The sequence below is a fragment of the Ruegeria sp. G7 genome (assembly GCF_056535465.1).
Window position 1 is genome coordinate 76,494 of record NZ_JBQFIL010000002.1, and the last position, 22,743, is coordinate 99,236.

At 58.8% G+C, this 22,743-nt stretch carries 20 protein-coding genes and 1 pseudogene; 6 read left to right on the forward strand and 15 right to left on the reverse strand.

Annotated features, from left to right (window positions below; genetic code table 11):
* Nucleotides 1–11 precede the first annotated feature (11 nt).
* Both ACR3EN_RS17150 and ACR3EN_RS17155 read right to left on the reverse strand, forming a co-directional pair.
* Nucleotides 12–911: a CPBP family intramembrane glutamic endopeptidase gene (locus ACR3EN_RS17150; RefSeq protein WP_480843206.1), complete on the reverse strand. Its 900-nt coding sequence runs from the start codon at nucleotides 909–911 to the stop codon at nucleotides 12–14.
* Nucleotides 901–3,993 (reverse strand): ABC transporter transmembrane domain-containing protein, encoded by a 3,093-nt coding sequence (locus tag ACR3EN_RS17155; protein WP_480820901.1) that lies wholly within the window; start codon nucleotides 3,991–3,993, stop codon nucleotides 901–903. Before ACR3EN_RS17155 ends, ACR3EN_RS17150 begins: the two co-directional genes overlap by 11 nt.
* A gap of 238 nt (nucleotides 3,994–4,231) precedes the next feature.
* Between ACR3EN_RS17155 and ACR3EN_RS17160 the strand changes: the two genes are divergently transcribed.
* The 3 genes and pseudogenes from ACR3EN_RS17160 (at nucleotide 4,232) to ACR3EN_RS17170 (ending at nucleotide 6,973) form a co-directional block, all read left to right on the forward strand.
* Nucleotides 4,232–4,993, forward strand: coding sequence for a DUF6478 family protein (locus tag ACR3EN_RS17160; protein ID WP_480820899.1), 762 nt, complete (start codon nucleotides 4,232–4,234; stop codon nucleotides 4,991–4,993).
* A gap of 9 nt (nucleotides 4,994–5,002) precedes the next feature.
* A complete protein-coding gene (locus ACR3EN_RS17165) occupies nucleotides 5,003–5,368 on the forward strand; it encodes a hypothetical protein (RefSeq protein ID WP_480820897.1) in 366 nt (121 codons plus the stop codon).
* A gap of 161 nt (nucleotides 5,369–5,529) precedes the next feature.
* Nucleotides 5,530–6,973: pseudogene (locus tag ACR3EN_RS17170) on the forward strand (MFS transporter).
* Between the two features lie 32 nt (nucleotides 6,974–7,005).
* On the opposite strand, the gene ACR3EN_RS17175 reads toward ACR3EN_RS17170, so the two are convergent.
* The 7 genes from ACR3EN_RS17175 to ACR3EN_RS17205 all read right to left on the reverse strand — a co-directional run bounded on the left by ACR3EN_RS17175 (nucleotide 7,006) and on the right by ACR3EN_RS17205 (nucleotide 14,290).
* On the reverse strand, nucleotides 7,006–8,346 hold the full coding sequence (locus ACR3EN_RS17175) for a S41 family peptidase (protein ID WP_480820893.1): 1,341 nt from the start codon (nucleotides 8,344–8,346) through the stop codon (nucleotides 7,006–7,008).
* 6 nt (nucleotides 8,347–8,352) lie between these two features.
* Nucleotides 8,353–9,483, reverse strand: a complete 1,131-nt coding sequence (locus ACR3EN_RS17180; protein WP_480820891.1) for a murein hydrolase activator EnvC family protein — start codon at nucleotides 9,481–9,483, stop codon at nucleotides 8,353–8,355.
* Entirely contained in the window at nucleotides 9,480–10,997 is a 1,518-nt protein-coding gene (gpmI, locus tag ACR3EN_RS17185; RefSeq protein WP_480820889.1) for a 2,3-bisphosphoglycerate-independent phosphoglycerate mutase, read from the reverse strand. The genes ACR3EN_RS17180 and gpmI overlap by 4 nt, the downstream gene beginning before the upstream one ends.
* A gap of 84 nt (nucleotides 10,998–11,081) precedes the next feature.
* Nucleotides 11,082–12,752, reverse strand: coding sequence for a sulfatase-like hydrolase/transferase (locus ACR3EN_RS17190; RefSeq protein WP_480820887.1), 1,671 nt, complete (start codon nucleotides 12,750–12,752; stop codon nucleotides 11,082–11,084).
* 15 nt (nucleotides 12,753–12,767) lie between these two features.
* Nucleotides 12,768–12,998 carry a (Na+)-NQR maturation NqrM gene (gene nqrM, locus ACR3EN_RS17195; RefSeq protein WP_480531099.1) on the reverse strand — a complete coding sequence of 77 codons (231 nt, stop codon included), beginning with the start codon at nucleotides 12,996–12,998 and terminating at the stop codon, nucleotides 12,768–12,770.
* A 15-nt stretch (nucleotides 12,999–13,013) separates the two neighbouring features.
* Complete coding sequence (locus tag ACR3EN_RS17200; RefSeq protein WP_480820885.1) at nucleotides 13,014–14,039, reverse strand: FAD:protein FMN transferase; 1,026 nt, start codon at nucleotides 14,037–14,039, stop codon at nucleotides 13,014–13,016.
* A gap of 65 nt (nucleotides 14,040–14,104) precedes the next feature.
* On the reverse strand, nucleotides 14,105–14,290 hold the full coding sequence (locus ACR3EN_RS17205; protein ID WP_480820883.1) for a hypothetical protein: 186 nt from the start codon (nucleotides 14,288–14,290) through the stop codon (nucleotides 14,105–14,107).
* A gap of 123 nt (nucleotides 14,291–14,413) precedes the next feature.
* On the opposite strand from ACR3EN_RS17205, the gene ACR3EN_RS17210 reads away from it, so the two are divergent.
* Nucleotides 14,414–14,938: a CBS domain-containing protein gene (locus ACR3EN_RS17210; protein WP_480820881.1), complete on the forward strand. Its 525-nt coding sequence runs from the start codon at nucleotides 14,414–14,416 to the stop codon at nucleotides 14,936–14,938.
* On the opposite strand, the gene ACR3EN_RS17215 is transcribed toward ACR3EN_RS17210, so the two are convergent.
* Entirely contained in the window at nucleotides 14,935–15,720 is a 786-nt protein-coding gene (locus tag ACR3EN_RS17215) for a metallophosphoesterase family protein (protein WP_480820879.1), read from the reverse strand. The genes ACR3EN_RS17210 and ACR3EN_RS17215 overlap by 4 nt on opposite strands.
* A 151-nt stretch (nucleotides 15,721–15,871) precedes the next feature.
* On the opposite strand from ACR3EN_RS17215, the gene ACR3EN_RS17220 reads away from it, so the two are divergent.
* Both ACR3EN_RS17220 and tviB read left to right on the forward strand, forming a co-directional pair.
* A complete protein-coding gene (locus ACR3EN_RS17220) occupies nucleotides 15,872–16,885 on the forward strand; it encodes a GDP-mannose 4,6-dehydratase (RefSeq protein ID WP_480820877.1) in 1,014 nt (337 codons plus the stop codon).
* A gap of 15 nt (nucleotides 16,886–16,900) precedes the next feature.
* On the forward strand, nucleotides 16,901–18,184 hold the full coding sequence (gene tviB, locus ACR3EN_RS17225; protein WP_480820875.1) for a Vi polysaccharide biosynthesis UDP-N-acetylglucosamine C-6 dehydrogenase TviB: 1,284 nt from the start codon (nucleotides 16,901–16,903) through the stop codon (nucleotides 18,182–18,184).
* A 35-nt stretch (nucleotides 18,185–18,219) separates the two neighbouring features.
* Here the strand turns inward: tviB and nqrF are convergent, their stop codons facing one another.
* Genes nqrF through ACR3EN_RS17250 form a run of 5 tightly spaced genes read right to left on the reverse strand, consistent with a single transcriptional unit; the run spans nucleotide 18,220 to nucleotide 22,743 of the window.
* Nucleotides 18,220–19,443, reverse strand: coding sequence for an NADH:ubiquinone reductase (Na(+)-transporting) subunit F (nqrF, locus tag ACR3EN_RS17230; RefSeq protein WP_480820873.1), 1,224 nt, complete (start codon nucleotides 19,441–19,443; stop codon nucleotides 18,220–18,222).
* Between the two features lie 10 nt (nucleotides 19,444–19,453).
* The gene (gene nqrE, locus ACR3EN_RS17235; RefSeq protein ID WP_480520774.1) at nucleotides 19,454–20,062 is read right to left on the reverse strand and encodes an NADH:ubiquinone reductase (Na(+)-transporting) subunit E; all 609 of its coding nucleotides are present in this window, start codon (nucleotides 20,060–20,062) and stop codon (nucleotides 19,454–19,456) included.
* Nucleotides 20,062–20,715, reverse strand: a complete 654-nt coding sequence (locus tag ACR3EN_RS17240) for an NADH:ubiquinone reductase (Na(+)-transporting) subunit D (RefSeq protein ID WP_170710614.1) — start codon at nucleotides 20,713–20,715, stop codon at nucleotides 20,062–20,064. Before ACR3EN_RS17240 ends, nqrE begins: the two co-directional genes overlap by 1 nt.
* On the reverse strand, nucleotides 20,715–21,542 hold the full coding sequence (locus ACR3EN_RS17245) for a Na(+)-translocating NADH-quinone reductase subunit C (RefSeq protein WP_480820870.1): 828 nt from the start codon (nucleotides 21,540–21,542) through the stop codon (nucleotides 20,715–20,717). Before ACR3EN_RS17245 ends, ACR3EN_RS17240 begins: the two co-directional genes overlap by 1 nt.
* Nucleotides 21,535–22,743 (reverse strand): NADH:ubiquinone reductase (Na(+)-transporting) subunit B, encoded by a 1,209-nt coding sequence (locus ACR3EN_RS17250; protein ID WP_480820868.1) that lies wholly within the window; start codon nucleotides 22,741–22,743, stop codon nucleotides 21,535–21,537. Before ACR3EN_RS17250 ends, ACR3EN_RS17245 begins: the two co-directional genes overlap by 8 nt.

Consider the following 22,743-nt stretch of genomic DNA (forward strand, 5'->3'; position numbering starts at 1 on the left):
AGGAATTGCAATCAGCGCCTGAGAGCCAGACGCGCTGCGAGCCATCCTACGATCATGAGCCCAAAGTCCACCAACAGCCAGGGCCTGATCGCCTGTGAATCAGACGTTTCGTAAGGTAGGTGATAAAGCGCGAGGCCGCTTAGGCTGTCAGGCAGAGAAATCACGAGTAGCGCGGCAAAATTATTGAAGAAATGCAGGGCGATGGCCGGCCCCAGTGTTCCGGACCGGGCAGTCAAATCCGCTGTCAGCAGACCAAAGAACATCGCCCAGACAGCGATCAGAAAGGCGTTTTCTCCAGCGGTGGCCGGGCTGTAATGTCCCATGGCGAATAGCAGGGAAGGCAGGACCATCCACACTACTGGAGAGCGGAACCGAGCCGCCAGCCCTTGCTGCAGATAGCCGCGAAACAGGATCTCTTCGGCGCTGGTCTGAATCAAAACAGCAGCAATGGACAACGGCAACAGTGCGACCCATTGCGAAAGTGGCAGGTTTGCGATCAGGGGGGCGCCCAGATCATAAGGTGGCAGGATCAAAACCACGACGCCTAGCAACACCAGCGCCCGCAGAACACGCCAGAACTGCCATAAGGCGACCATCTGAGGCCCAATCACCGTCGCAAGCGACCGGCGCTGGATTACTCTGGCCGCGACCGCCACTCCGAAAGTTGCAAAGGCAAAACTTCCCAGGACGATCAGCAGCGCCTCGGGGGATGTTCCGGTCAGAAACGTGGTTGCACTGTCCGAGGATCCAAGGCTGGCGACCAACGCAAACAAGGCTGTGTTCAGCGCAAGAACAACCGCAGCAACGACGCCAAGTCCAACGATGAGACGCCAGATTTGAGGGCGCTTGCGCGCTTCGGTGAGCAGCGCCTCATGCGGGGCATAGGCCCGATATTGGCGCTCAAGGGTCATCAGATGTGCCGATCGTTGACCCATCTGCGCCCTGCGCCGATGCGTTCGGCGCGCGCAGACGTTCGGCGGCGGATGTCAGATAACCGGCAACGGTTTCCAAAAGCCTGACCGCGACTCCGGCATCACTTTCGATCACAGCGCGCAACTCTTCTGCCCCGATCCGCAGAAAGGCACAGTCGGTGGTTGCTACCAGGTCCAGCTGTCGGGGCTCGTTGGTGATGATGGCAAGGTCGCCGATCAGGCGGCCCGGCTCAACGGTCGAGAGCGATTCGACTTCGCCGTTCTGCGCCAGCCAGTTCAGGCTGGCCTCGCCGGATAGGCACAGGTAAGCCGCGTCCGGGGCCTGACCGCGTGCAAAGATCGTCTGGCCCGCCGCTGCCTCATACCATTGCGCCGAGAAGGCCAACAGGCGCTGGTTGCGACCGTCCAAACGCGCGAACAGCTCGGTCGAGGAAATGATCTTGAGCTTACGGCTCAGATCATCAGAGGAACTGTCTTCGGTTTCGGGCCGCACGCGAGAGACACCGTCGATGCGCCCGTCCTTGACCTCGACAAAAAGGTCATAGGCCTCTGGGTGGGCAAAGTGATCTTCCATGAAGATCATGATCGAGTCGGGCAGCAATTCGCGCAGTTTCAGACGAGTGCGCAGGCGGCTTTCCGAATCGTGGCTGGCCAGCGCTTTGTCGAGGATCAGGATATCAGGGCGCTTGATCCCGGCGCGCGAGAATGCCGCGCGTTCCTGAAACACCGTCGGCAGGTTGTTTCCTCCCAGCCCCGAGGGCAGGTCGTAGATGATTGCTGCTGCGCGACGGCGCAGCCCGGCTTCGTTGAGAACTTCGGCGACCAGATCCTCGATCTCTTCGGCATGGGCCCCCGCCATGATCGACACTCGGCCATAAAGGGCATTTTCCATTGCGGTCAGGCGCGGCACATAGAGATCGGGAGAGACCGGTACAAACATCCCTTCCATCGCGCTGCGCAGCCGCTCGGCCTGACTGTGACGAATCGAGAGTATCTTGTCCTTGTATTCTTCGGGGAAACTGGGACCTATCTGTTCCGCAGTCAGCATGAAGGGCACGGTCAACAGCAATGCGCGATCCTGCACGCTAAGGGTTTCATCCCCTTTGGTTTTGCGCCGCTCCTCAATATCGAGCAGGCGATGATACATCTCTTTCGATAGGCCAAGCCGCAGGAACAACGGGTGATCCGCTCCGTCCCGACCGAATGTCTGGTTCAGTGTATCCAACACCGCATTCGCGATGCTCAGAGCATCCCCATCCAATTCATGCGCTGCCAACATCGACATGAAACGCCCATCGCCAGCCAGAATTTCCGGTGAGATGTCGTGAGACGGGGAGGCGTATAAGAGGTTCCCGCCCAGCGGTACCGCAGGGTTGAAGCGTTCCGGGTCAAAGCGATAAACATATTTGTCCAAACCGCGCTCAGCCAGCCGGGTCGCGACAGTGTCGCGCAAACCGACAATCGCCTGCGCCAGCACCGGGTGCATATCGGGATCAAAGCGCGAGCGCAGCGTGCGACGGAACATGAATTCATCTATGCCCATCGCCTCAACCAGCTGGAACCACCAGTCGCGGATGTCTTCGATGTCGTCGAGCCCCGCAAGGCCCGGATCGATCCATTCATCGCTCAGCGAATCCGGCGGATTGCCCGCGCGGACAGCTTCTATCTGACGGCGGCTGGGGGCCTTCAGCGTCTTTTCCTCATTTTGCGGATGGGTGCGCAACGGCATCAAAAGGTTGTCACCCAGTGTTCCGTCAAACAGATAGGGTCGTGAATAAGCATACCCGATCCGGGCAGCGATCACAGACTGATGCAGATCGTTGAGATTGTGGCCCGCTACGACGACCTCACCTTGCGCGGGCAGTAACTCGCGGGTCAGCAATTGGGCCAGTGCGCTACGCTCGGATGCGTGCGTCGACTGGATTGCAACACGCGCACCGCGGGGGATGATCAGGTCGATATCTTCAAGAACTGTCTTGCCATCATCGTCCCGCACAGTGACATTTCGCAGCTCGATATCGCCGGTCAGGCGCGGAAGGGTTTCGGGAACCCCTTCAAACAGATGTTCGGGGATCATGTTCGAGGGGGCAAAACGCTCGGTCACGATTTCCCATCGCAGGGACATATCCTGCACCTGATTGTAGTAGGTCAACAGATCCTTCCACGGACCGCTGAGGTCCTTGTACGCCCCCAACGCCGCGACCAGCGCCCCGACCGTGACCTCTCCGGTGATCGCCAGATATCCACCCACCGAATAGAACAGGAACGGTGTCATCTGAGTGATCAGGTTGTTGAGAAACTTCATGAAGAATTTCTTGTTGTAAATCTTGAACCTGATCTCGAACAAGGTGCCCAGACGATGGCTGAACTGCGCCAGTCGATAGCGCCAGCCACCATTCGTGCGCAGGTCGCTGATACCGGCGGCGCTTTCTCCGATTTCAGAGCTCAGGCGGCGGACCTCTTGGATGCGGTCCTTGTTCAGCAGATTGATCTGCCGCTGCAGCTTGGGGATGAGCCACGCTTGCAAGGGGATCAGTGCAATGCTGGCCAGCCCGAACCAGACACTTTGCATAAAGAGAAACGTGACGATAGTCATCATCTGCCCGAACTGAAACACCGGCTGCGCGATTGCATCACCCATCAGACCGCCCATCGGTTCGGCCTCGGATGTGATCATCGAGACAAGCTCACCTTGGCTGGTGGTCGCAAAGTAGGATTTCGGGAACCGCATGGACCGGCTGATCAGGGTAAATCGCAACCGGCGTAGCATGCGCTCGGCCAGAATGCCTTTCATCGTGTTGATGCGCATCTTCATCAGCCCGCTGACGATCACGGTTGCCAAAAACGCGAAACAAAGGATCAGCAGGTAGTGTATCTGGGTCACCGTCACTCCGAACACCGTGACAGTGTCTGCGGGCGCGCCGATCGCATCGTTGATGATCTGCTTGGGCAATTCCAACGACGCATAGAGGAACGGAAACGAAAGAACGGTCAGCACCAGCAGCACCATTTGCTGCTTTTTCGAATACTTCCAGATGAATGAAAATAAGGTCGGTTCCATACACCTGCCTCGTCTTAAATCTAGATGGACCGGGGGGCATGCGCACCACCTGCGGGACCAGAGCGATGACGGTACGCCTCGGCTTGGTCTATTGCAAGAATGACGGCGCGCCAGCAGTCAGTTTTCCGCGCAGTTTGGTGCATGCTGAAAATGCGGGTTTCATGCCGAAACCGAGCAAGACGGGCTTGCCCCCGTGGGGTCTTTGACTAAACAGGGATGAGTTTCGGATGATGAGGCGATGGGCAGACTGCTGGACCGATATTTACTGCGCAAGACGCTGACCCGTTGGCGTGAGGCCGCTCAGCGGGCCGATCAGACCGGTTTGCCCGAGCTCAAGCGCCAGCGCGATGAGGCGCGTCAATTGCGCAAGTATCTTGATCAGCTTTCGCATACCGCCGATGGTCGGTTGGCGCGCCCTTTGGTCGGTTCGAACCAGTTTGTGCGCCCACTGGGTACGGATTGGTCCTGGAGGCCCGATTTATGGAAACAGCCTGCAAGTCGCAAAGGCCTTGCCCCCGCTCCGCGCAAGGCAATGATGGATGCGCAGGTAACGCTGTTTCATGATTGCGAACAATCCGAGATCGCGATGCAGCAGGTGCGCAACCGTCGCGACAAGGATCTTGCGCCGTTTAGCTTTGCAATTGAAGTTTTCGATTTCATGGGTACTTTCCTGTCCGTGGCGATTGAGCTGCCGACGGGTGCAGCGACGGATCTGACCGGCCAGCATCTGATGCGGGTCGATACTGTCGTCGAAAGTGAACGCCCGATTGTTGTGTTCGCGCGGCTTAACATTCAGCATGGGCCCAACACCGAACAGGTGCTGCGCGCGCTTGATCTTTCGCGGCCCGAGGCGGCCGTGGATTTCGATCTGGCGCATCTGCATCTGAACGAACGCAGAATTGAAAAGCTCTGGCTCGATCTGATCTTTGAACAGCCTGCGATGAACCGGGTTGTGCTGCGCGACCTCACATTCTGTCGGCATCATAGGGCCGATCTGTAAGGATACGTGATGACTTACCCAACCCTGACCCCGATCCGTTTTGAGAACGCCCTTTGGGAAGCGCATCTGGTCGCCGAGACGCAGCCTCAGATCAAGGCCGTTTATCTTGGCGAAGCTCTGCCGGATGTGGCCGTGGCCCGCGATGCGGATGGCTGGAGGCTGTGCGTACCCGTTCCTATGGCGGCCCTGTCCGAGGGCGTGCACTGCGTGACTATTTTTGACGCAGAGACTGATCGCAAGCTTGGGGATTTTACGATTATTGCTGGGACACCCGCAGCCGATGACCTGCGCGCAGAAATCGCTTTGCTGCGCGCTGAGCTGGATATGCTGAAACGGGCATTCCGGCGATCTCGGACCGCACAAGACGCACCCTGATTGCGCGGTCAGGCCACTTCCCTATCTTTTCAGCGCCATCCGTGCATCATGGAAGCGTTCCGAATGGATAGGATAACGTCATGGACCGCAGCAGTATCATAAAGGTCGTGGCTTTGATGGTGACGGCTTTTGGTATCGGTATCGATTTTACCGGAGCCCTGATGCTGGTCCCGGCGATCGAGAACAACTTTGATGCGGATATCACAAGCACCCAGTGGGTTCTGAACATCTACGCATTGTTCTTTGCGATGACCATGGTCGCGGGTGGACGACTGGGGGATATGTACGGGCACCGAAAGGTCATGATCATCGGGCTGTCAATTTTTCTGTTTGCCTCGGTGCTGTGCTTTGTGTCGCCCGGTCTGGACTATCTGATTGGCGCGCGCGTTACAGGGGATTGGCGCGGGCTGCGTCTGGCCATGTACGCTTGCGTTTGGGGCCACGAAGGTCTCAAAGGAAGAACACCGGGCATTGGTGATGGGCCTTATTCTTGCCGGTGTGACAACGGGCAATGTGTTTGGCCCGCTGATCAGCGGAGCGGTCGTAAGTCTGGGTGACTGGCGCTTGTTCTTCCTCGCCAATGTGGTGTTTTCGTGCATTTCGATGACCACTGCGATTGTGTTGATGGAGCGCGAGACCGACCACAAGAAAGGCGAACATATCGACTTTGCGGGGATGGGGATCCTGTCTTTTGCAGTGCTGCTTCTGCTTTATGGGCTGGATGTCGGGGCAGATTGGGGCTGGACTTCGGTACCGCTTCTGCTGCTTTTCTTTGTCAGCGCGACCCTGTTCTTTCTGTTCCCAAGGGTCGAAAAACGCGTCAAGGAACCGTTGCTGTTACCTCAGCTGATGCAGAACCGAGAGTTTCTGATCACCCTTGGACTAAATATGTTCAACGTTTCGGCGGCCTTCGTAGCGCTGCTTTACTTTCCCCAATACATGCAGAAAGTCCTCGGGTGGTCGGTGTTTCAATCGGCTTTGGGATTGGCGCCATTGACCGTTCTGCTGGCGGTCGGCTCAATCATTTCGGGTACGCTTTATAACGACTTTGGGCCCAAGCGGCTTTTGTTCTGGGGGTATGTATGTGCCAGCGTGGGCGCGACAAGTGTGGTGCTTTTGCCTGCCAGTTGGGGGTATTTTCAGATTCTGCCGGGAATGGTTCTCATGGGATTGGGCGCGACATTGACGGTTGGGCCGTCCGGTACGGCTGCGGTGTGTGCTGTAAAACCCGAACGTGCCGGACTGGTGGGCGGGCTAAGCTTCATGACCCACCTCGTCTATGGTGCAATTTCTGTCGCTTGCGCCACGGCGATCATGTACGTCGTCAGTCTGTCCAGTCTTCGGGATCAGCTTGCCACAGCGGGCATCAAGATGTCATTGGCGGATCAAAAGACGATCAATGGCGGTACGTTGGCGACCGATTCCGCCAAAGCCGTCATGCAAAAACTGGGGTCAGGTGAAGCGGAAACCGTAAGAGCCGCGATTGCCGCAGCTTTTGACAGTGGGATGAACATGGCCTTCGTCTTTGCAGCGATTTCGGTTTCTATGGGAATAGTTCTCGCCCTGATACTGGACGAGAAAAAACTGCATAAGGTCGAAAGCTAAGGGGGGCCGCAAGACATGCGGCCCCATGTTTGTTACTGAGACGGACCCGAAGGGTTGAACGCCGACAGGCCTTTGAGAATATCGATGGCGTAAGCCAACTGATAGTCCTGTTCACGCAGTTCTGCCGTCGCTTCGGCCTTGGCGCGATCTTCTTCGATCTGGCGGACCTCATCCTCGCTGAGGCTATCGTTGTTCAGGCTGCCGCGCAGATCGGCCTCGGACCGGGTACGGGCGTTGTCTTCTTCCTCATCCGTCGCGGGGGCTGGGCGTGGCTGTTCCACGATGATATCCGGGCTGACCCCAAGTGCCTGAATCGAACGGCCAGACGGCGTATAGTACCGCGAGGTGGTCAAACGCATCGCACCATCCCCCCGTAGCGGCATGACTGTCTGAACCGAGCCTTTACCAAAGCTCTTGGTGCCCACAACAATAGCGCGGTGGTGATCCTGCAGGGCACCGGCGACAATCTCTGATGCCGAAGCGGAGCCTCCGTTGATCAGAACGACAATCGGCTTGCCGCCCGTCAGATCACCGGGGGTCGCGTTAAAGCGCTCGCCGTCCTGCGGATCTCGTCCACGGGTCGAAACGATCTCACCTTCGTCCAGAAACGCGTCCGAAACCTTGATGGCTTGGGTCAGCAGCCCGCCCGGGTTGTTACGCAGGTCCAGCACGATGCCGTTGACGTTTTCGATGCCGCCGGCCTCTTCTATCTGCTCTTCCAGCCCTTCCTTGAGATTGGGGTACGTCTGGTCGTTGAAAGTGGTGACACGCAGCACGACGCTGGTGCCCTCGGTCCGGGCGCGCACGGCCGTCAGCTTGATGGTATCGCGAACGATGGTGACATCGAACGGGTCGGTCTCGCCCTCGCGCACCACAGTGATCACGATTTCCGAACCGACCGGACCGCGCATCAGATCAACCGCTTTATCCAGTGTCAGGCCCAGAATACTCTCGCCATCCACATGCGTAATGAAATCGCCCGCTTCGATCCCCGCATCATCTGCCGGGGTGTCATCGATGGGCGAGACAACTTTTACAAACCCGTCTTCCTGCGTGACTTCGATTCCCAGCCCGCCGAACTCACCACGCGTCTGCACGCGCATCTGTTCGGCATCGTCGGGCGACAGATAGCTGGAATGCGGGTCGAGCGAGGTCAGCATCCCATCGATCGCCGCCTCGATCAGCTCCTCGGTTTCGACTTCCTCGACATATTGCGCGCGGATGCGTTCGAAGATGTCGCCGAACAGGTCCAGCTGCTCGTAGACGCTTGCCTTGCTTTCCGCTTCCTGCGCCAGCAACGGGCCCGCGATCTGAGTGGTTGCGATAATCCCTGCCACGGTGCCGGCCAGACCGGCCATCACAAATTTCTTCATACTCGTTTATCCATCCTTATCCGTGCGGAACCAGTCGTCCGGGTCCACGGGGCTGTTGTCTTGTCTTACCTCTATATAGAGCGTTTCTGACCGATCAGTTCCAGTGCCATCACCGCTTGTTGACATAATAGCGCCGATTCCGGGGGTTTCGCCCGGCATCAGACCGACCGGAGTGCCCTCTGGGATCACCTGCCCGGCCTGTCCATAGACCTCTTGCAGGCCAGAAAACACAAAAAGCAGCCCGGGCTGAGGTTCAAGGATCACCAGATTCCCCAAATCCAACAGCGGCCCGCGATAGCGGATCGTCGCGGCGGTGGGTGACACCACAAGGGCGCGTGGGCGGGTGCCCAAGACCAGACCGGGGCGTGTGACCCCCGCCGCATCTGTCTCACCGGCCCGGTGCAGCACGATGCCCTGCGTTGGCAGCGCGATCTGGCCCTTGAGGTCGCTGACGCTGGCGTTGGTCTCGGCAATCTCGCCGTCTGAGATTTCAGACAGACCGCTGGCGAACCCGTCCAGCGTTTCGGTCGAGGAAATTAGGATCGCGGTGCGCACCGGGTCCTCGACAAAACGGCGCGGCAGGTCGGTGCGGTCGGCAATGGCCTCGCTGAGTTGTGTGCGGGCGTCCTGCACGCCAGTCAGACCCTCGGTCAGCGTGTCAGCGGCACTTTGTTGCAGTTGCCGCAGCGTCTGCACCTCTTGCAGATCAGCGGCCAGGGCGCGGGCCTGTGCATTCAGGCCCGGGGTGACCTCGGACAGCATCATGCCCGTCCGCGCGGCCCCCAGCGGCCCTGAAGGATGCAGCATCAGCACGGGAGGCGCGGTCGTTTCGATGGTCTGCAACACACCCAGCAGCTGCGCCACATCCTGTTCGCGGGCCTGCAACTCGGCGCTTAGTTGTGCCTCGCGTAGGGTGGCGCGGCGCAGACCGTCGCGCATCGCGGCAAGCCCGGCCTCATAGGCCTGTATGGTTTCGGTCAGGGCGCGCACCCGATCGCGGGCGCTGTCAGCCTCGGTCAGGGCGACCGAGGCTTGCTCCAGCATTTGCGCTGCCTGCAACGCGGCCTCGGACGGGCTTTGCTGCGCCATGGCGGACCACGGCCAGAGTACGGTCAGGCAGAGCCAGAATGCCTTCATGTCAGCAGGCTTTCTCCGGTCATTTCCGGTGGCACGGGCAGGTTCATAAGCTGCAACAGCGTCGGTGCCAGATCGGCCAGCCGCCCGTCGCGCAGCCCTGCCCCCTTGGGGCCACCGACCAGAGCCACCGGGACGGGGTTCAGGGTGTGTGCCGTGTGCGGGCCGCCGGTTTCGGGATCGACCATCATCTCGCAATTGCCGTGATCGGCGGTGACGATCATCGCGCCACCGACGTGCCGCAGCGCCTCAACCACCTGCGCCAGACCCTGATCCACCGCTTCGCAGGCCTTTATCGCGGCCTGCAGATCGCCGGAATGGCCCACCATATCGGGGTTGGCATAGTTGGTGACGATCAGATCATAGCCCTCATGGATCGCCCGAACGAATGCCTCTGTCACCTCGGCCGAGGACATTTCGGGTTGCAGATCATAAGTCGCCACCTTGGGCGATTTCGGCATATGGCGGTGCTCGCCTCCCTCTGGCTGCTCTTTACCGCCGTTCAGGAAGAAGGTGACATGAGGGTATTTCTCGGTCTCGGCCAGTCGGAACTGGCGCAGGCCTTGCTTTGCCACCCATTCGCCCAGCGTGTTCACGATATCCCGCTTGGGGAAGACTGTGGTCATATAGTCATTGTGACCATCTGAGTACTCGACCATGCCCAGCAGCCCGGATAATTGCGGGCGTGGGCCGGTGTCGAAATCAGCAAAACCGGGCTCACCGATGGCGCGCAGAAGCTCGCGGGCGCGGTCGGCGCGGAAGTTCAGGCAAAAAAACCCGTCGCCGTCTTTCAGACCTGCGTATCCCTCAAGCACCGTAGGCGCGATGAATTCATCGGTTTCCGATTGGTTATAGGCATGATCCACCGCAAAATGGGCGGTGTTTTCCACCCTGCCCCGCGCTTTGACCATGGCGTTATAGGCTTCGGCCACGCGGTCCCAGCGGTTGTCGCGGTCCATGGCAAAGTAACGCCCGCAGACGGTGGCGATCTTTGCACCTTCGGGCAGCTGGTCTTCCAGCTCTGCGATATAGGTGAACGCCGATTTCGGGGCCACATCGCGCCCGTCGGTGATCGCGTGCAGCACCACCGGAACGCCCGCATCGGTGATGGCTTTGGCGGCGGCCACGATATGATCCAGATGCCCGTGCACCCCGCCATCCGAGACCAGCCCCATCAGATGCGCCGTGCCGCCCGTGGCTTTGACCTTGGCGATGAAGTCCTGCAGCGCGTTGTTGTCAAAGAATGAACCGTCTTCGATGGCCAGATCGATCTGCCCCAGATCCATCGCCACAACGCGCCCTGCCCCGATATTGGTGTGGCCGACCTCGGAATTGCCCATCTGGCCGCTGGGTAGACCCACATCCGGCCCGTGCGTGATCAACTGCGCATGGGGACCTTCCGCCATGATCGCATCGAAGGTCGGCGTGTTGGCCAGATGCGGCGCGTTGGCGGTTGTGTCATCGGACAGGCCCCAGCCATCGAGGATGCACAGAACAACGGGTTTGGGGGCGGTCATGAAAACTCTCCGAGTGCGGTGTTGCCATCTTCTACCCCCTGCCCGCGCAAGGTTGAACCGTCTTTTCGGGCCGCTGGCACAGATTTAATCCGGCTTGTAGTCGCCAAAGGGCCGGGCCTTGCGGTTGCGGTACTTCACCGTCAATTCCAGCGGCATATCGTTTTCGTCATAGATGCCGATCACCACGCCGGTTCCCCGGCTTGATCCGCGCATGTTCAACAACTGCTCTTCGGACCGCGTTGTGCGCTGCGAAGGACGCCGCGCCCAGGCGAACAGGTGGTCATACATCTGGGTGATGACCCCAGCGTGCTGGGTGCTTTCGCCCAGATCCGTCAGTTCATGTGGATCATTCTCAAGATCGAACAACAGCGGGCGATATTCACCTTCACAATGGACCAGCTTCCATTTCTCGTTTGCGACCATGAACATGACCGCATCGCGCACCGAGACATTCAGCACCTGCGCAATGGGCGAGGCGGAATAGTCATATTCACAGATCACCACATCGCGCGGGGTGCTGTTGGTCTGACCCCGCAGGATCGGCAGCAACGAATGCCCTTCAAGGATGTGCCCGGCGGGTTCTCCGCCCGCGATCTCCAGAAAGGTGGGGGCCAGATCAATGGATTCGACCAGCGCATCACAGGTGGTGCCGCGTGTGGCGTCTGCCTCGGGCGAAGGATCGTAGATGATCAGCGGCATTTTGGTCGAGGCATCGTGGAAGAAGGTCTTCTCTCCCATCCAGTGATCGCCCAGAAAATCCCCATGGTCCGAGGTCAGCACGATCATCGTGTCCTGCATCCGGCCGGTCTGTTCCATCCAGTCAAACAGCCGCCCCATCTGGTCATCGGCCTGTTTGATCAGGCCCATATAGGCGGGGATCACAGCCTCGCGCACATCCTGACGCGAGAAGGTCTGGCCGATCTTCGTATCCATGAATGCCTTGAGCACCGGATGCGCGTTCTGTCTCTCAGCCTCGGACCGAACCACGGGCAAGACGTGCTCGGGACCGTACATCGAAGCGTAAGGCTCGGGCACGATATAGGGCCAATGCGGCTTGATATAGCTGAGGTGGCAGCACCATGGGCCCTCATGGGTTTCCATGAACTCGATCCCACGGGTGGTCAGATAGGGCGTCTCACTATCTTCCTCGGCGATATTCGCCGCCTCAGATGAGTTTTTCAGGAACCAGCCCGACAGCACATTGCCATCGGCATCCAGCCCGGAATTGGCAAAGTCATGCCACGGGTTGTCGCTCTCATACCCTTTGTCTTTGAGGTATTCATTGTATTTCTTGGCTCCGTCCGGGTCATAGAAGCCGTCTGGCCCTTCAGGACGCATCCCGTCATCGCGCTCAAAGACGTCAAAGCCGCATTCCGCCACCCGCGCGCCGATCAGGCTGTCGGGTTCCAGCCCCAGCCGGGCCATCCCTTCGGCATCGGCGCGCATGTGGGTTTTACCAACCAGCCAGCAATCCATCCCCGCCTTGCGCAGGTGATCGCCCATCGTCATCTCTCCGACTTTCAGCGGAATGCCGTTCCATGACGCGCCGTGCGAATGCACGTAACGCCCGGTATAGGTCGACATACGGGAACTGCCGCAGATCGGCGACTGAATGTAGGCGCGGTCAAAACGCACGCCCATCGAGGCCAGACGGTCGATATTCGGTGTATGCAGATGCGGATGTCCGTAACAGCTGAGGTAATCCCAGCGCAGTTGGTCGAACATGATGAAAAGGACGTTCTTGGCTTTGCTCATGCCAAGAGGGGTATCCTAGCCTTCCATCTGTTGCAGCATCTTTTTCGCACGCTTGCACTGCAACTGGTCCCGCAGGGGGCTGTCGGGGTCGATATCCTTCTGGCAGACCACGCATTTGTCAGCGCCTGAAATCGCATTCAGACCACCGCAGCTGCCCTTGATGGTCTTGCCCATCAGCATCACACCCAAGGACATGCCGACCATGATGATCAGCAACAGGATGAAGGCCAGAATAAAGGTGCTCATTGCGGTTCCTACCGGTCAGTTGGTCCCCAGCGCATCCTTGAAGGCGCTGCTTTGTACAGTGATATAGGCTTCTTCCCCGCTTGTCACATCCCGCGAGATGAAGAACACGGCAAGTTTATGCTCTTCGGCCAGCTCCAGCCCCTTCTCCTGCCCCAGCGCCAGCATCGCCGTGGCCCAGGCATCGGCCATCATCGCGCTGTCGGCCAGAACCGTGACCGAAGTGGTCCGGTGGGTGATCGGACGCCCCGTGGTCGGATCAATGATATGCGAATAGCGCACCCCGTCCTGTTCAAAGAAATTCTTGTAATCGCCCGAGGTCGCCATGCCCAGATTGTCCAGCGGCACGATCAGTTGAATGGCCTGTGCGCCCGCCTCAGGTTTCTCGACCCCGATGCGCCAGCTTTCACCCCTGTCGTTCTCGCCCCTGACCACGAGGTCTCCGCCGATCTCGACCATGTAGTTCTCGATGCCTGCCGCGCGCAGTTGCGCCGCCAGCGCGTCGATCCCATAGCCCTTGGCGATGGCGGACAGGTTGATCCCCACACCCGGCTCGGACTTGGCCAGAGTGCCCGCGTCACGGTCCAGCGTCAGCAAACGGGCCTGCCCGACCTGCTGAAGCGCTGCCGCGATCTCGGCATCCGCAGGCACCGGGTCTTCGGGTTTGCGGGGACCAAACCCCCAAAGCTCGATCAGCGGGCCCAGGGTGACATCAAAGGTACCGCCGGATTTGGCATGCACGTCATTGGCGGCCTCAACCACCAGTGCGAATTCGTCGGACACCTGCACCGGCGCGGTGCTGGCCAAGGCCGAGAAGGTCGAGACCTCGGAGTTCGGGTCCCAGTTGGACATCTTTGCATTGACCTCGGCCAAGGTGTCCTGAACCGCCTTGCCAAGCGCGGCCTCGTCCAGATCCTCGCCGATTGCGGTGATGTTGAAAGTCGTCCCCATCGTTTCACCCGACAGGCGCACCACATCCGGTTCCTTGTCGAACAGGCAGGCGGTGACGAATAGCAGCGAAGCCAGTGCAATCAGTTGGCGCATTGGGGTCCCCCGGGAAAACACGTGCCCGGCATATGCCAGCGGCCCCGTTCAGAGTCAAACCGGCCTCAGACCTCAAGCGGTAGAAAGGCCAGCACAAACAGCCCGATCGCGGCGGGCACGCCAAACAGCCAGGCGCGTTTCTGCCACCCCTTCGGTTGCTGTTTCCACGCCATGCGGAAATTATGGCCACAGACGACAACTGCAAAAAAGATCAGCGCAGCCACGGGCGGGGTCAGATAGAGATCGCTCAAATGCCTCGATTTCCTTGTAAACGGGCCGGGTTGCACCGGATTTCGAATTTGCACCCTATACAGTCTCGGTGCCTGCGATAAGGTAGAGGAAACAGCCATTTCCGGTGAAGGAGGAGACCGCCCATGGCCCCAAGCTCTTACCAGCCCCCGACACGCGGCGACAAGGCCGGGTCGACAACCCGTAGCCAGTCCGTTGAAACCAACCTTTCACAGACCCATACCACGGTTGCAAAGCTGATGGAGGGTAAGGGCGACGCGGTGTTTGCGGTGCGTCCGAATGACACGATTCACTCGGTCGTGGATATCCTGCGCGATAAACGCATCGGGGCCGTGGTCGTGACCGATCAGAACGGGGCGCTGCAGGGCATCCTTTCAGAACGCGACATTGTGCGCCGCATGGCTGAAACACCGGGACAGACCCTGCCGCAATCGGTGTCCGAGTTGATGACGACAGAGGTCAAGACCTGCGCACCGAATGACCTTTTGAACGACGTGCTGAAAACCATGACCGAGGGGCGATTCCGCCACATGCCGGTGCTGAGCGACGGCAATTTGCGCGGCGTCATAACCATTGGTGACGTGGTGCATTTTCGGCTGAAGGAACTGGAATACGAAGCGCTCAAGATGAAGCAGATGATCGTCGGCTAGCGGCTGACCGTGCTGCGGATGATCCCGTCGCGGCTGGTCGAGATGAACTGCACGGCCCCGTCCGTAATCTCGGCGGCAGTCAGTTGATTGGTGGCAAATGCGCCTGTGTCGATTGAGATGACGCGGCCTTGCACGCGAGGCTCATCGACGATGGAGTGCCCGTGAACCACCCATTGCCCGTCTTTGCGTGGCTTGCCGGGGAAATTCGGATGCCCCCACAGGCAGATCCGGTCCTGTTGCCCGTCTAAGGGCTGCGCCGGGTCCAGCGCGCCGTGAACGGCGGTGATGTTGCCTTGTGTCCAAGTCACGGGCCGGTCGCGCAGCCAGTCCAGCAGCGGTTCATCCATCGCATGTCGCAATTGCTCGGCCAGCGCGGTGGCATCGAGGTTCTGGATGTTGGTCACACCGAAAGAGGCGAGCGTCTGTATGCCGCCATTGTGCATCCAGATACGTTCCATCCCGGCGGGATCGTCGAGAAAGCCCAACAGCATCTCTTCGTGATTGCCTCTCAGGCAGATGGCGCGGCTGCGGGCATCGGTGCTGAGACGATGCAGGTGGCGCAAGACCTCAGCGCTGGAGTCGCCCCGGTCGACATAATCGCCCAGAAAGACCAGGGGCACCGTATCGTCCAACGCATCCAGCAGGACCTGCAACAGGTCAAACCTGCCGTGAACATCGCCGATCGCATAGAAGCGACCCGCAGGGGCCAGCGTCGACAATCCGACACCGGGCGGCTGCGCTGTTTCGGGGGACAGAAGGCGTTTGATCCATTGCGGTAGCATTGGCCAGATGCCTAACCCGGCGCGCTGCGGGCGGCAATGATCAAATCTGTGCGTAGCCGGGCCTTGCCGTGGGAAACATGAAAAATCCACTTGACGACCGGACGGGGAAAGTATCCCTGAGGGACAGGTTTCGGACAATGGTGCAGAACGCATGAAGCGGGTATTGATTACGGGCACGGCTGGGTTCATCGGCTATTATCTTGCAAAGCTGCTGTTGTCCGAGGGGTTTCGGGTGCACGGCTATGATGGAATGACGGATTACTATGACGTCGCCCTCAAGCAACGGCGGCACCAGATGCTGCTGCAGAACCCGGGCTTCACCGCGACCGAGGCCTTGCTGGAAGATCATGAAAAGCTGATGCAGGTGGCGGAAGAATTCCAGCCCGAGGTCATCGTCCACCTCGCCGCGCAGGCCGGGGTGCGTTACAGCCTTGAAAACCCGCGCAGTTATATCGACTCGAACGTGGTGGGGACCTTTAACGTGATGGAGGTCGCGCGGGTGCACAAGGTCGATCACCTGCTGATGGCCTCGACCTCATCGGTTTACGGCGCAAATGAGGATATGCCGTTTACCGAGGTCGAAAAGGCCGATCACCAACTGACGATCTACGCCGCGACCAAAAAGGCCAATGAGGCGATGGGTCATTCCTATGCGCACCTCTGGGATCTGCCGACGACGATGTTCCGGTTCTTCACGGTCTATGGGCCGTGGGGACGGCCAGATCTGGCGCTGTATAAATTCGTCGATGCAATCCTCGATGGCCGTCCGATTGATATCTATAATCATGGCGATATGTATCGCGACTTTACCAATGTCGAAGACCTTGTGCGCGGCATCCGACTGTTGATCGATGTGCCCCCGGTTCGGCCCGCCAGTCCGGATGAGATCGAGGAGGGCGACAGCCTGTCCCCCGCCGCGCCCTATCGGGTGGTCAATATCGGCAACGGCGACAAGGTGCGGTTGATGGATTTCATCGAGGCCATCGAAGACGCCATCGGCCAGAAAGCAATCCGCAACTATATGCCCATGCAGATGGGGGACGTCCCGGCCACATGGGCAGACAACGATTTGCTGCAGCGCCTGACAGGGTACCGCCCGAAGACCGATTTCAAGGATGGTGTCGCCCAATTCGTCAAATGGTTCCGCGAGTATCACGGCAAATAAGCAGAAGTGACCGCCATGTTTGAAACCGACCCGAACGCCCGCAAGATCGCTGTCATAGGACTTGGCTATGTTGGCCTGCCGCTCGCTGTGGCTTTTGGTCGGATCGGACCGGTTCTTGGTTTCGACATCAATGTCGACCGGATCGCGGCCTTGCGGGCCGGTCAGGACACGACTTTAGAGGTCGAACCAGCTGAGTTGAGCGCCGCGACTGGTTTGAGCTTCACAACAGACCCCGCCGATCTCGCCGCCTGCGACACCTATATCGTGACGGTCCCCACACCGATCACACCGGGCAAACAACCTGACCTTGGGCCGCTGCTTAGCGCGTCAGAAACGGTTGGTTCGGTTTTGAAACCGGGTGATCTGGTGATCTACGAGTCCACTGTCTATCCCGGCGCGACCGAGGAGGATTGCGTTCCGGTGCTCGAACGCGCCTCGGGCCTGTCCTTCAACCGGGATTTCTTTGCGGGCTACAGCCCCGAACGGATCAATCCCGGCGACAAGACCCATCGGATTGCCGATATCTGCAAGGTCACCTCGGGCTCAACCCCTGAAATCGCTGATCTTGTCGATGCGCTCTATGCTCGGATCATCGCTGCCGGAACCCACAAGGCCGAGAGCATTCGCGTGGCCGAGGCCGCGAAGGTGATCGAGAACACACAGCGGGACCTGAATATCGCGCTGGTGAATGAGCTGGCGATGATCTTTGGGCGGCTTGGTATCGATACCGACGCCGTGCTGCGCGCTGCCGGAACCAAATGGAACTTTCTGCCGTTCCGTCCGGGTCTGGTTGGCGGGCACTGTATCGGCGTTGACCCATACTATCTGACCCACAAGGCCGAGGCAGTCGGGCACCATCCACAGATCATTCTCGCCGGGCGGCGGCTAAATGATAGTATGGGCAGCTATGTCGTGTCTCAGTTGGTCAAGCGCATGACGCGCGGTGGCATAGATGTCAGCGCGGCACGGGTGCTGATCATGGGTCTGACCTTCAAGGAAAATTGCCCCGATCTTCGCAACACGCGAGTCGTCGATATCATCACCGAATTGCAGGACTACGGCGTCGCGGTAGATGTGCATGACCCACATGCGGACCCGCAGGCGGCGCTTGGCGAATATGGTATTTCGTTGACCGCGGCACCGGAACAAGGGGCTTATGACGCCGTGGTTCTGGCCGTCGCGCATCAGGAGTATCTGGCGCTCGACCCGAACATGATCCGTGGTTATGGCAAACCGCAAAGCGTCGTCTTTGATGTCAAATCCTGTTTGCCGAGAGACCACAGCGACCTTCGGCTTTAAAAAAACCGGCGCGTGATGCGCCGGTTTTACCTAAGTTATCCACCGAAATCGTCCAGCATGATGTCTTCGCGATCCACACCCAGATCCAGCAGCATGTTGATGACCGACTGGTTCATAATTGGCGGGCCACACATATAGTATTCGCAATCTTCCGGCGCGGGGTGGTTCTTGAGGTATTCCTCGAACAGCACATTGTGGATGAAGCCGGTATAGCCTTTCCAATCATCCTCGGGCTGCGCGTCCGAAAGGGCCACGTGCCAATCGAAATTGTCGAATTCTTCGGCCAGTTGGTCGAAATCCTCGACAAAGAACATCTCTTTTTTCGACCGCGCACCGTACCAGAAGCTGATCTTCCGATCACGGTTTTCCAGTCGCTTGAGCTGGTCAAAGATGTGGCTACGCATGGGGGCCATGCCCGCACCACCGCCGATGAAGACCATCTCTTTTTGGGTCTCGCGGGCGAAAAACTCACCGAACGGACCCGAGATCGTGACTTTGTCACCCGGTTTCAGGTTGAAGATATACGATGACATCTGACCCGGCGGGATGCCTTCGGACCCCGGAGGCGGCGAGGCCACGCGGACGTTCAGCATGATCATGCCCTTCTCGTCCGGGTAGTTGGCCATGGAATAGGCCCGTTCGATTGGCTCGCTGACGACGGATTTGTACTGCCACAGATTGAAGCGATCCCAGTCTTCGCGGTACTCTTCTTCCACATCGAAATCGGTATATGCCAACTGGTGCGCAGGCGCTTCGATCTGGATGTAACCACCGGCGCGGAAGTTTACGTCTTCGCCTTCGGGCAGGTCCAGTGTCAGGGCTTTGATGAAGGTTGCGACGTTCTCGTTCGACCGGACCGTGCATTCCCATTTCTTGACGCCAAAGACCTCTTCGGGCACTTCGATGTCCATGTCCTGCTTGACCGCCACCTGACAGGAAAGGCGGTCGCCACAAGCCGCCTCACGCTTGGTGATATGGCTTTCTTCGGTTGGCAGGATCGAACCGCCGCCAGAATGCACCTTGACGCGACATTGCGCGCAGGTGCCGCCACCGCCACAAGCCGAAGGCACGAACAGTTTCTCAGCCGCGAGCGTTTGCAACAGTTTGCCGCCTGCGGGCACAGATACCGTTTTTTCACCGTTGATGGTGATGTTGACATTCCCGGTTGAGACCAGTCGGGAGCGCGCAGCCATAATGATGGCTACCAACCCGATCACGATCAGGGTGAAGAGTGCGACGCCTAGAGTGAAAGTTTCCATCGACGCCTCCTTACAGTTTCACGCCGGAGAAGGACATGAAGGCCATTGCCATCAGTCCTGCGGTGATGAAGGTGATCCCTAGCCCTTGCAGGCCATCAGGGATGTCCGAATACTTCAGCTTTTCGCGCACGCCCGCCATTGCGGTGATCGCCAGCGCCCAGCCGAAGCCCGAGGACAGGCCATAGGTGGTTGCCTCGGCAAAGTTGTAGTCACGCTCAACCATGAACAGAGAACCTCCGAGGATGGCGCAGTTCACGGTAATCAGCGGCAGGAAAATCCCCAGCGCGTTGTAGAGCGGTGGGAAATACTTATCCAAAACCATCTCGAGGATCTGCACCATCGCCGCGATCACGCCGATATATGAGATCAGGCCGAGGAAAGTCAGGTCCACATCCGGAAAACCCGCCCAGGCCAGCGCGCCCGGTTTCAGCAGGTAGTTCAACAGCAGATTGTTCGCAGGTACGGTAATGGCCTGCACAACCATGACCGAAATCCCAAGCCCCAGCGCAGTCGAAATCTTCTTGGACACGGCGATGAAGGTACACATCCCCAGAAAGAAGCTGAGCGCGAGGTTTTCGACAAAGATGGCCTTTACGGCCAGTGAAATCAGGGCTTCCATCAGTGCGCCTCTACCTGCTGGATTTTGTATTCACGTTCCTCGACCTGGTTCGGCTTCCATGTGCGGAAGGCCCAGATGATCAGACCGATGATGAAGAACGCCGAGGGCGGCAGCAGTAACATGCCGTTCGGGACATACCAGCCGCCGTTGTTGACCGTTTGCAAGATGGTCACGCCAAACAGCGAGCCGGCACCGAACAGCTCGCGAATAAAGCCAACCAGCAGCAGGATCAGGCCATAGCCCATGCCGTTGCCCATCCCGTCGATGAAGGACGCAACGGGTGGGTTTTTCATCGCAAATGCCTCGGCCCGGCCCATCACGATGCAGTTGGTGATGATAAGGCCGACAAAGACCGACAGGGTTTTCGATATCTCAAACGCGTATGCCTTAAGGATCTGGTCCACCAGGATCACCAGCGAGGCGATGATGACCATCTGCACAATGATCCGGATCGAGCCGGGGATCTGGTTGCGCAGGCATGAGATAAAGAAGGACGAGAACGAAGTCACGAAGATCACCGCCAGCGCCATCACCATGGACACCTGCAGCGAGGATGTCACCGCCAGCGCAGAACAGATACCCAGCACCTGCAAGGTGATCGGGTTGTTGTCGACAAGCGGGTCGACCAGCATCTCTTTCTTGGTCTGGGACATCAGATCTCTCCTGCTTGCAGATTGGCCAGGAACGGAGCGTAACCCGCATCGCCCATCCAGAACCGTACAAGGTTATCAACTCCGACCGAGGTCAAAGTCGCACCGGCCAACGCATCAACGTAGAAGTCAGGACCTGCCGCAGGCTGCGACTTGGCAACGGTGATCTGCAGATCACCCGCGTCATCGCGCAGCCGCTTGCCGTTCCACAGCGCCTTCCAGCGCGGGTTGTCCACCTCGGCCCCAAGACCGGGCGTTTCGCCGTGCTGATAGAATTGCAGGCCGTAGATGTCGTTGCCGTTGTTTTCCAACGCAATGAAACCATAGAGCGTGGACCAAAGGCCGTACCCGTGCAGCGGCAGGATCACCTTGTCCAACTCCCCCGCATCGTCACGCAGCAGATAGATCACGCGATATCTGGACTTGCGTCCGATCCCGGCCGGGTCATCATTGAGCGCGACGCTGAGGTCCGGGTCGCTGGCGGCTGCGAGATCGTCAAATGTGGCCGGATCGAATTGATCATCGACGAATTTGCCGGTTTCCAACTCAAGCACATGCGGCTCGAACGCGGCAAAAGCTTCGGTGACGTCGATGCCGGGCTCATAGACACCTGCGACCTGCAGAACGTTAACCTGCTTGTCCTTCAGCGCGTTGGCTTCCTGCACCGGACGCAGGCTGACTGCGGCTGCCGAAACGACCATCGAGGCCACCAGGCAAACAGCAACAGCGATGATGATGGTCTTGCTGACCGAATCCGGCGAGGCCGCCAGAAACTTGGCAAACGCGCCCTTGGGGGCCTCGTTTTGATCCGGGGATTGCGTATCAGACATGGCGACGCGCCCTCCGTTTGATGTTGGCCTGTACGACGAAATAGTCGATCAGCGGTGCAAAGACGTTGCCGAACAAGATTGCCAGCATCATGCCTTCGGGGAAAGCGGGGTTAATGACGCGGATCATCACAACCATCACACCGATCAGCGCGCCATAGATATAGCGGCCCATATTGGTGTGGCTGGCCGAAACGGGCTCGGTCACCATGAAGGCCAGACCAAATGCGTAGCCACCCAGCACGATGTGCCAGTACCAGGGCATTGCGAACATCGGATTGGTATCGGACCCGATCAGATTCAGCAGAAGCGAAAAGCCAATGGTTCCCGCCAGACAACCCACAATCAGCCGGAAGTTGGCAATCTTGGTCGTCAACAGGAAGGCCAGACCGATCATACAGGCCAGCGTCGAGGTTTCCCCAAAGCTGCCCTGAATCGTTCCGAAAAACGCGCTTGCCCAGGTGATGCCTTCGCTCGCCAGCGCCTGAACGCCCTGCGCTGCCGTCACACCCAGCGCCGTCGCGCCGGAAAATCCGTCCACCGGTGTCCAGACCGAATCGCCTGACATACTGGCCGGATACGCGAAGTACAGGAACGCCCGCCCTACCAGAGCAGGGTTGAGAAAATTCTTGCCAGTACCGCCGAACACCTCTTTGCCGATCACAACACCAAAGATGATCCCCAGCGCCACCTGCCACAGAGGCGTGGTTGCCGGCAGAATCAGTGTATAAAGCATTGAGGTCACAAGGAAACCTTCGTTCACCTCATGCCCGCGTACTGTGGCAAAGATGACCTCGAAAATACCACCCGCGACCAGTGTCGTGATGTAGATCGGCAGGAAATACAGCAACCCATGCATCACATTGGCAAACAGGCTTTCCGGGCTCAGCGAAATGCCAAACATCTGCATCAGAGCAATCCGCCAGCCTGTTGCCGCATCCGGCCCCAGTGTCGCGATTGCGGAGTTGGCTTGATAGCCGGTGTTCCACATCCCCCACAGGATACAGGGGATCGTCGCGATCACGACATAGGTCATGATCCGTTTCATATCCACGTAAGACCGTGCATGCGGCGCTACGGTGGTTACGGTTTTCGGAGTGTAGATGAAGCTTTCGACCATCTCGTAGATGGGGAAATACTTCTCGTACTTGCCGCCCTTGGTAAAGTTCGGCTCAATCCGGTCAAAGAAGCTGCGCAGACCCAT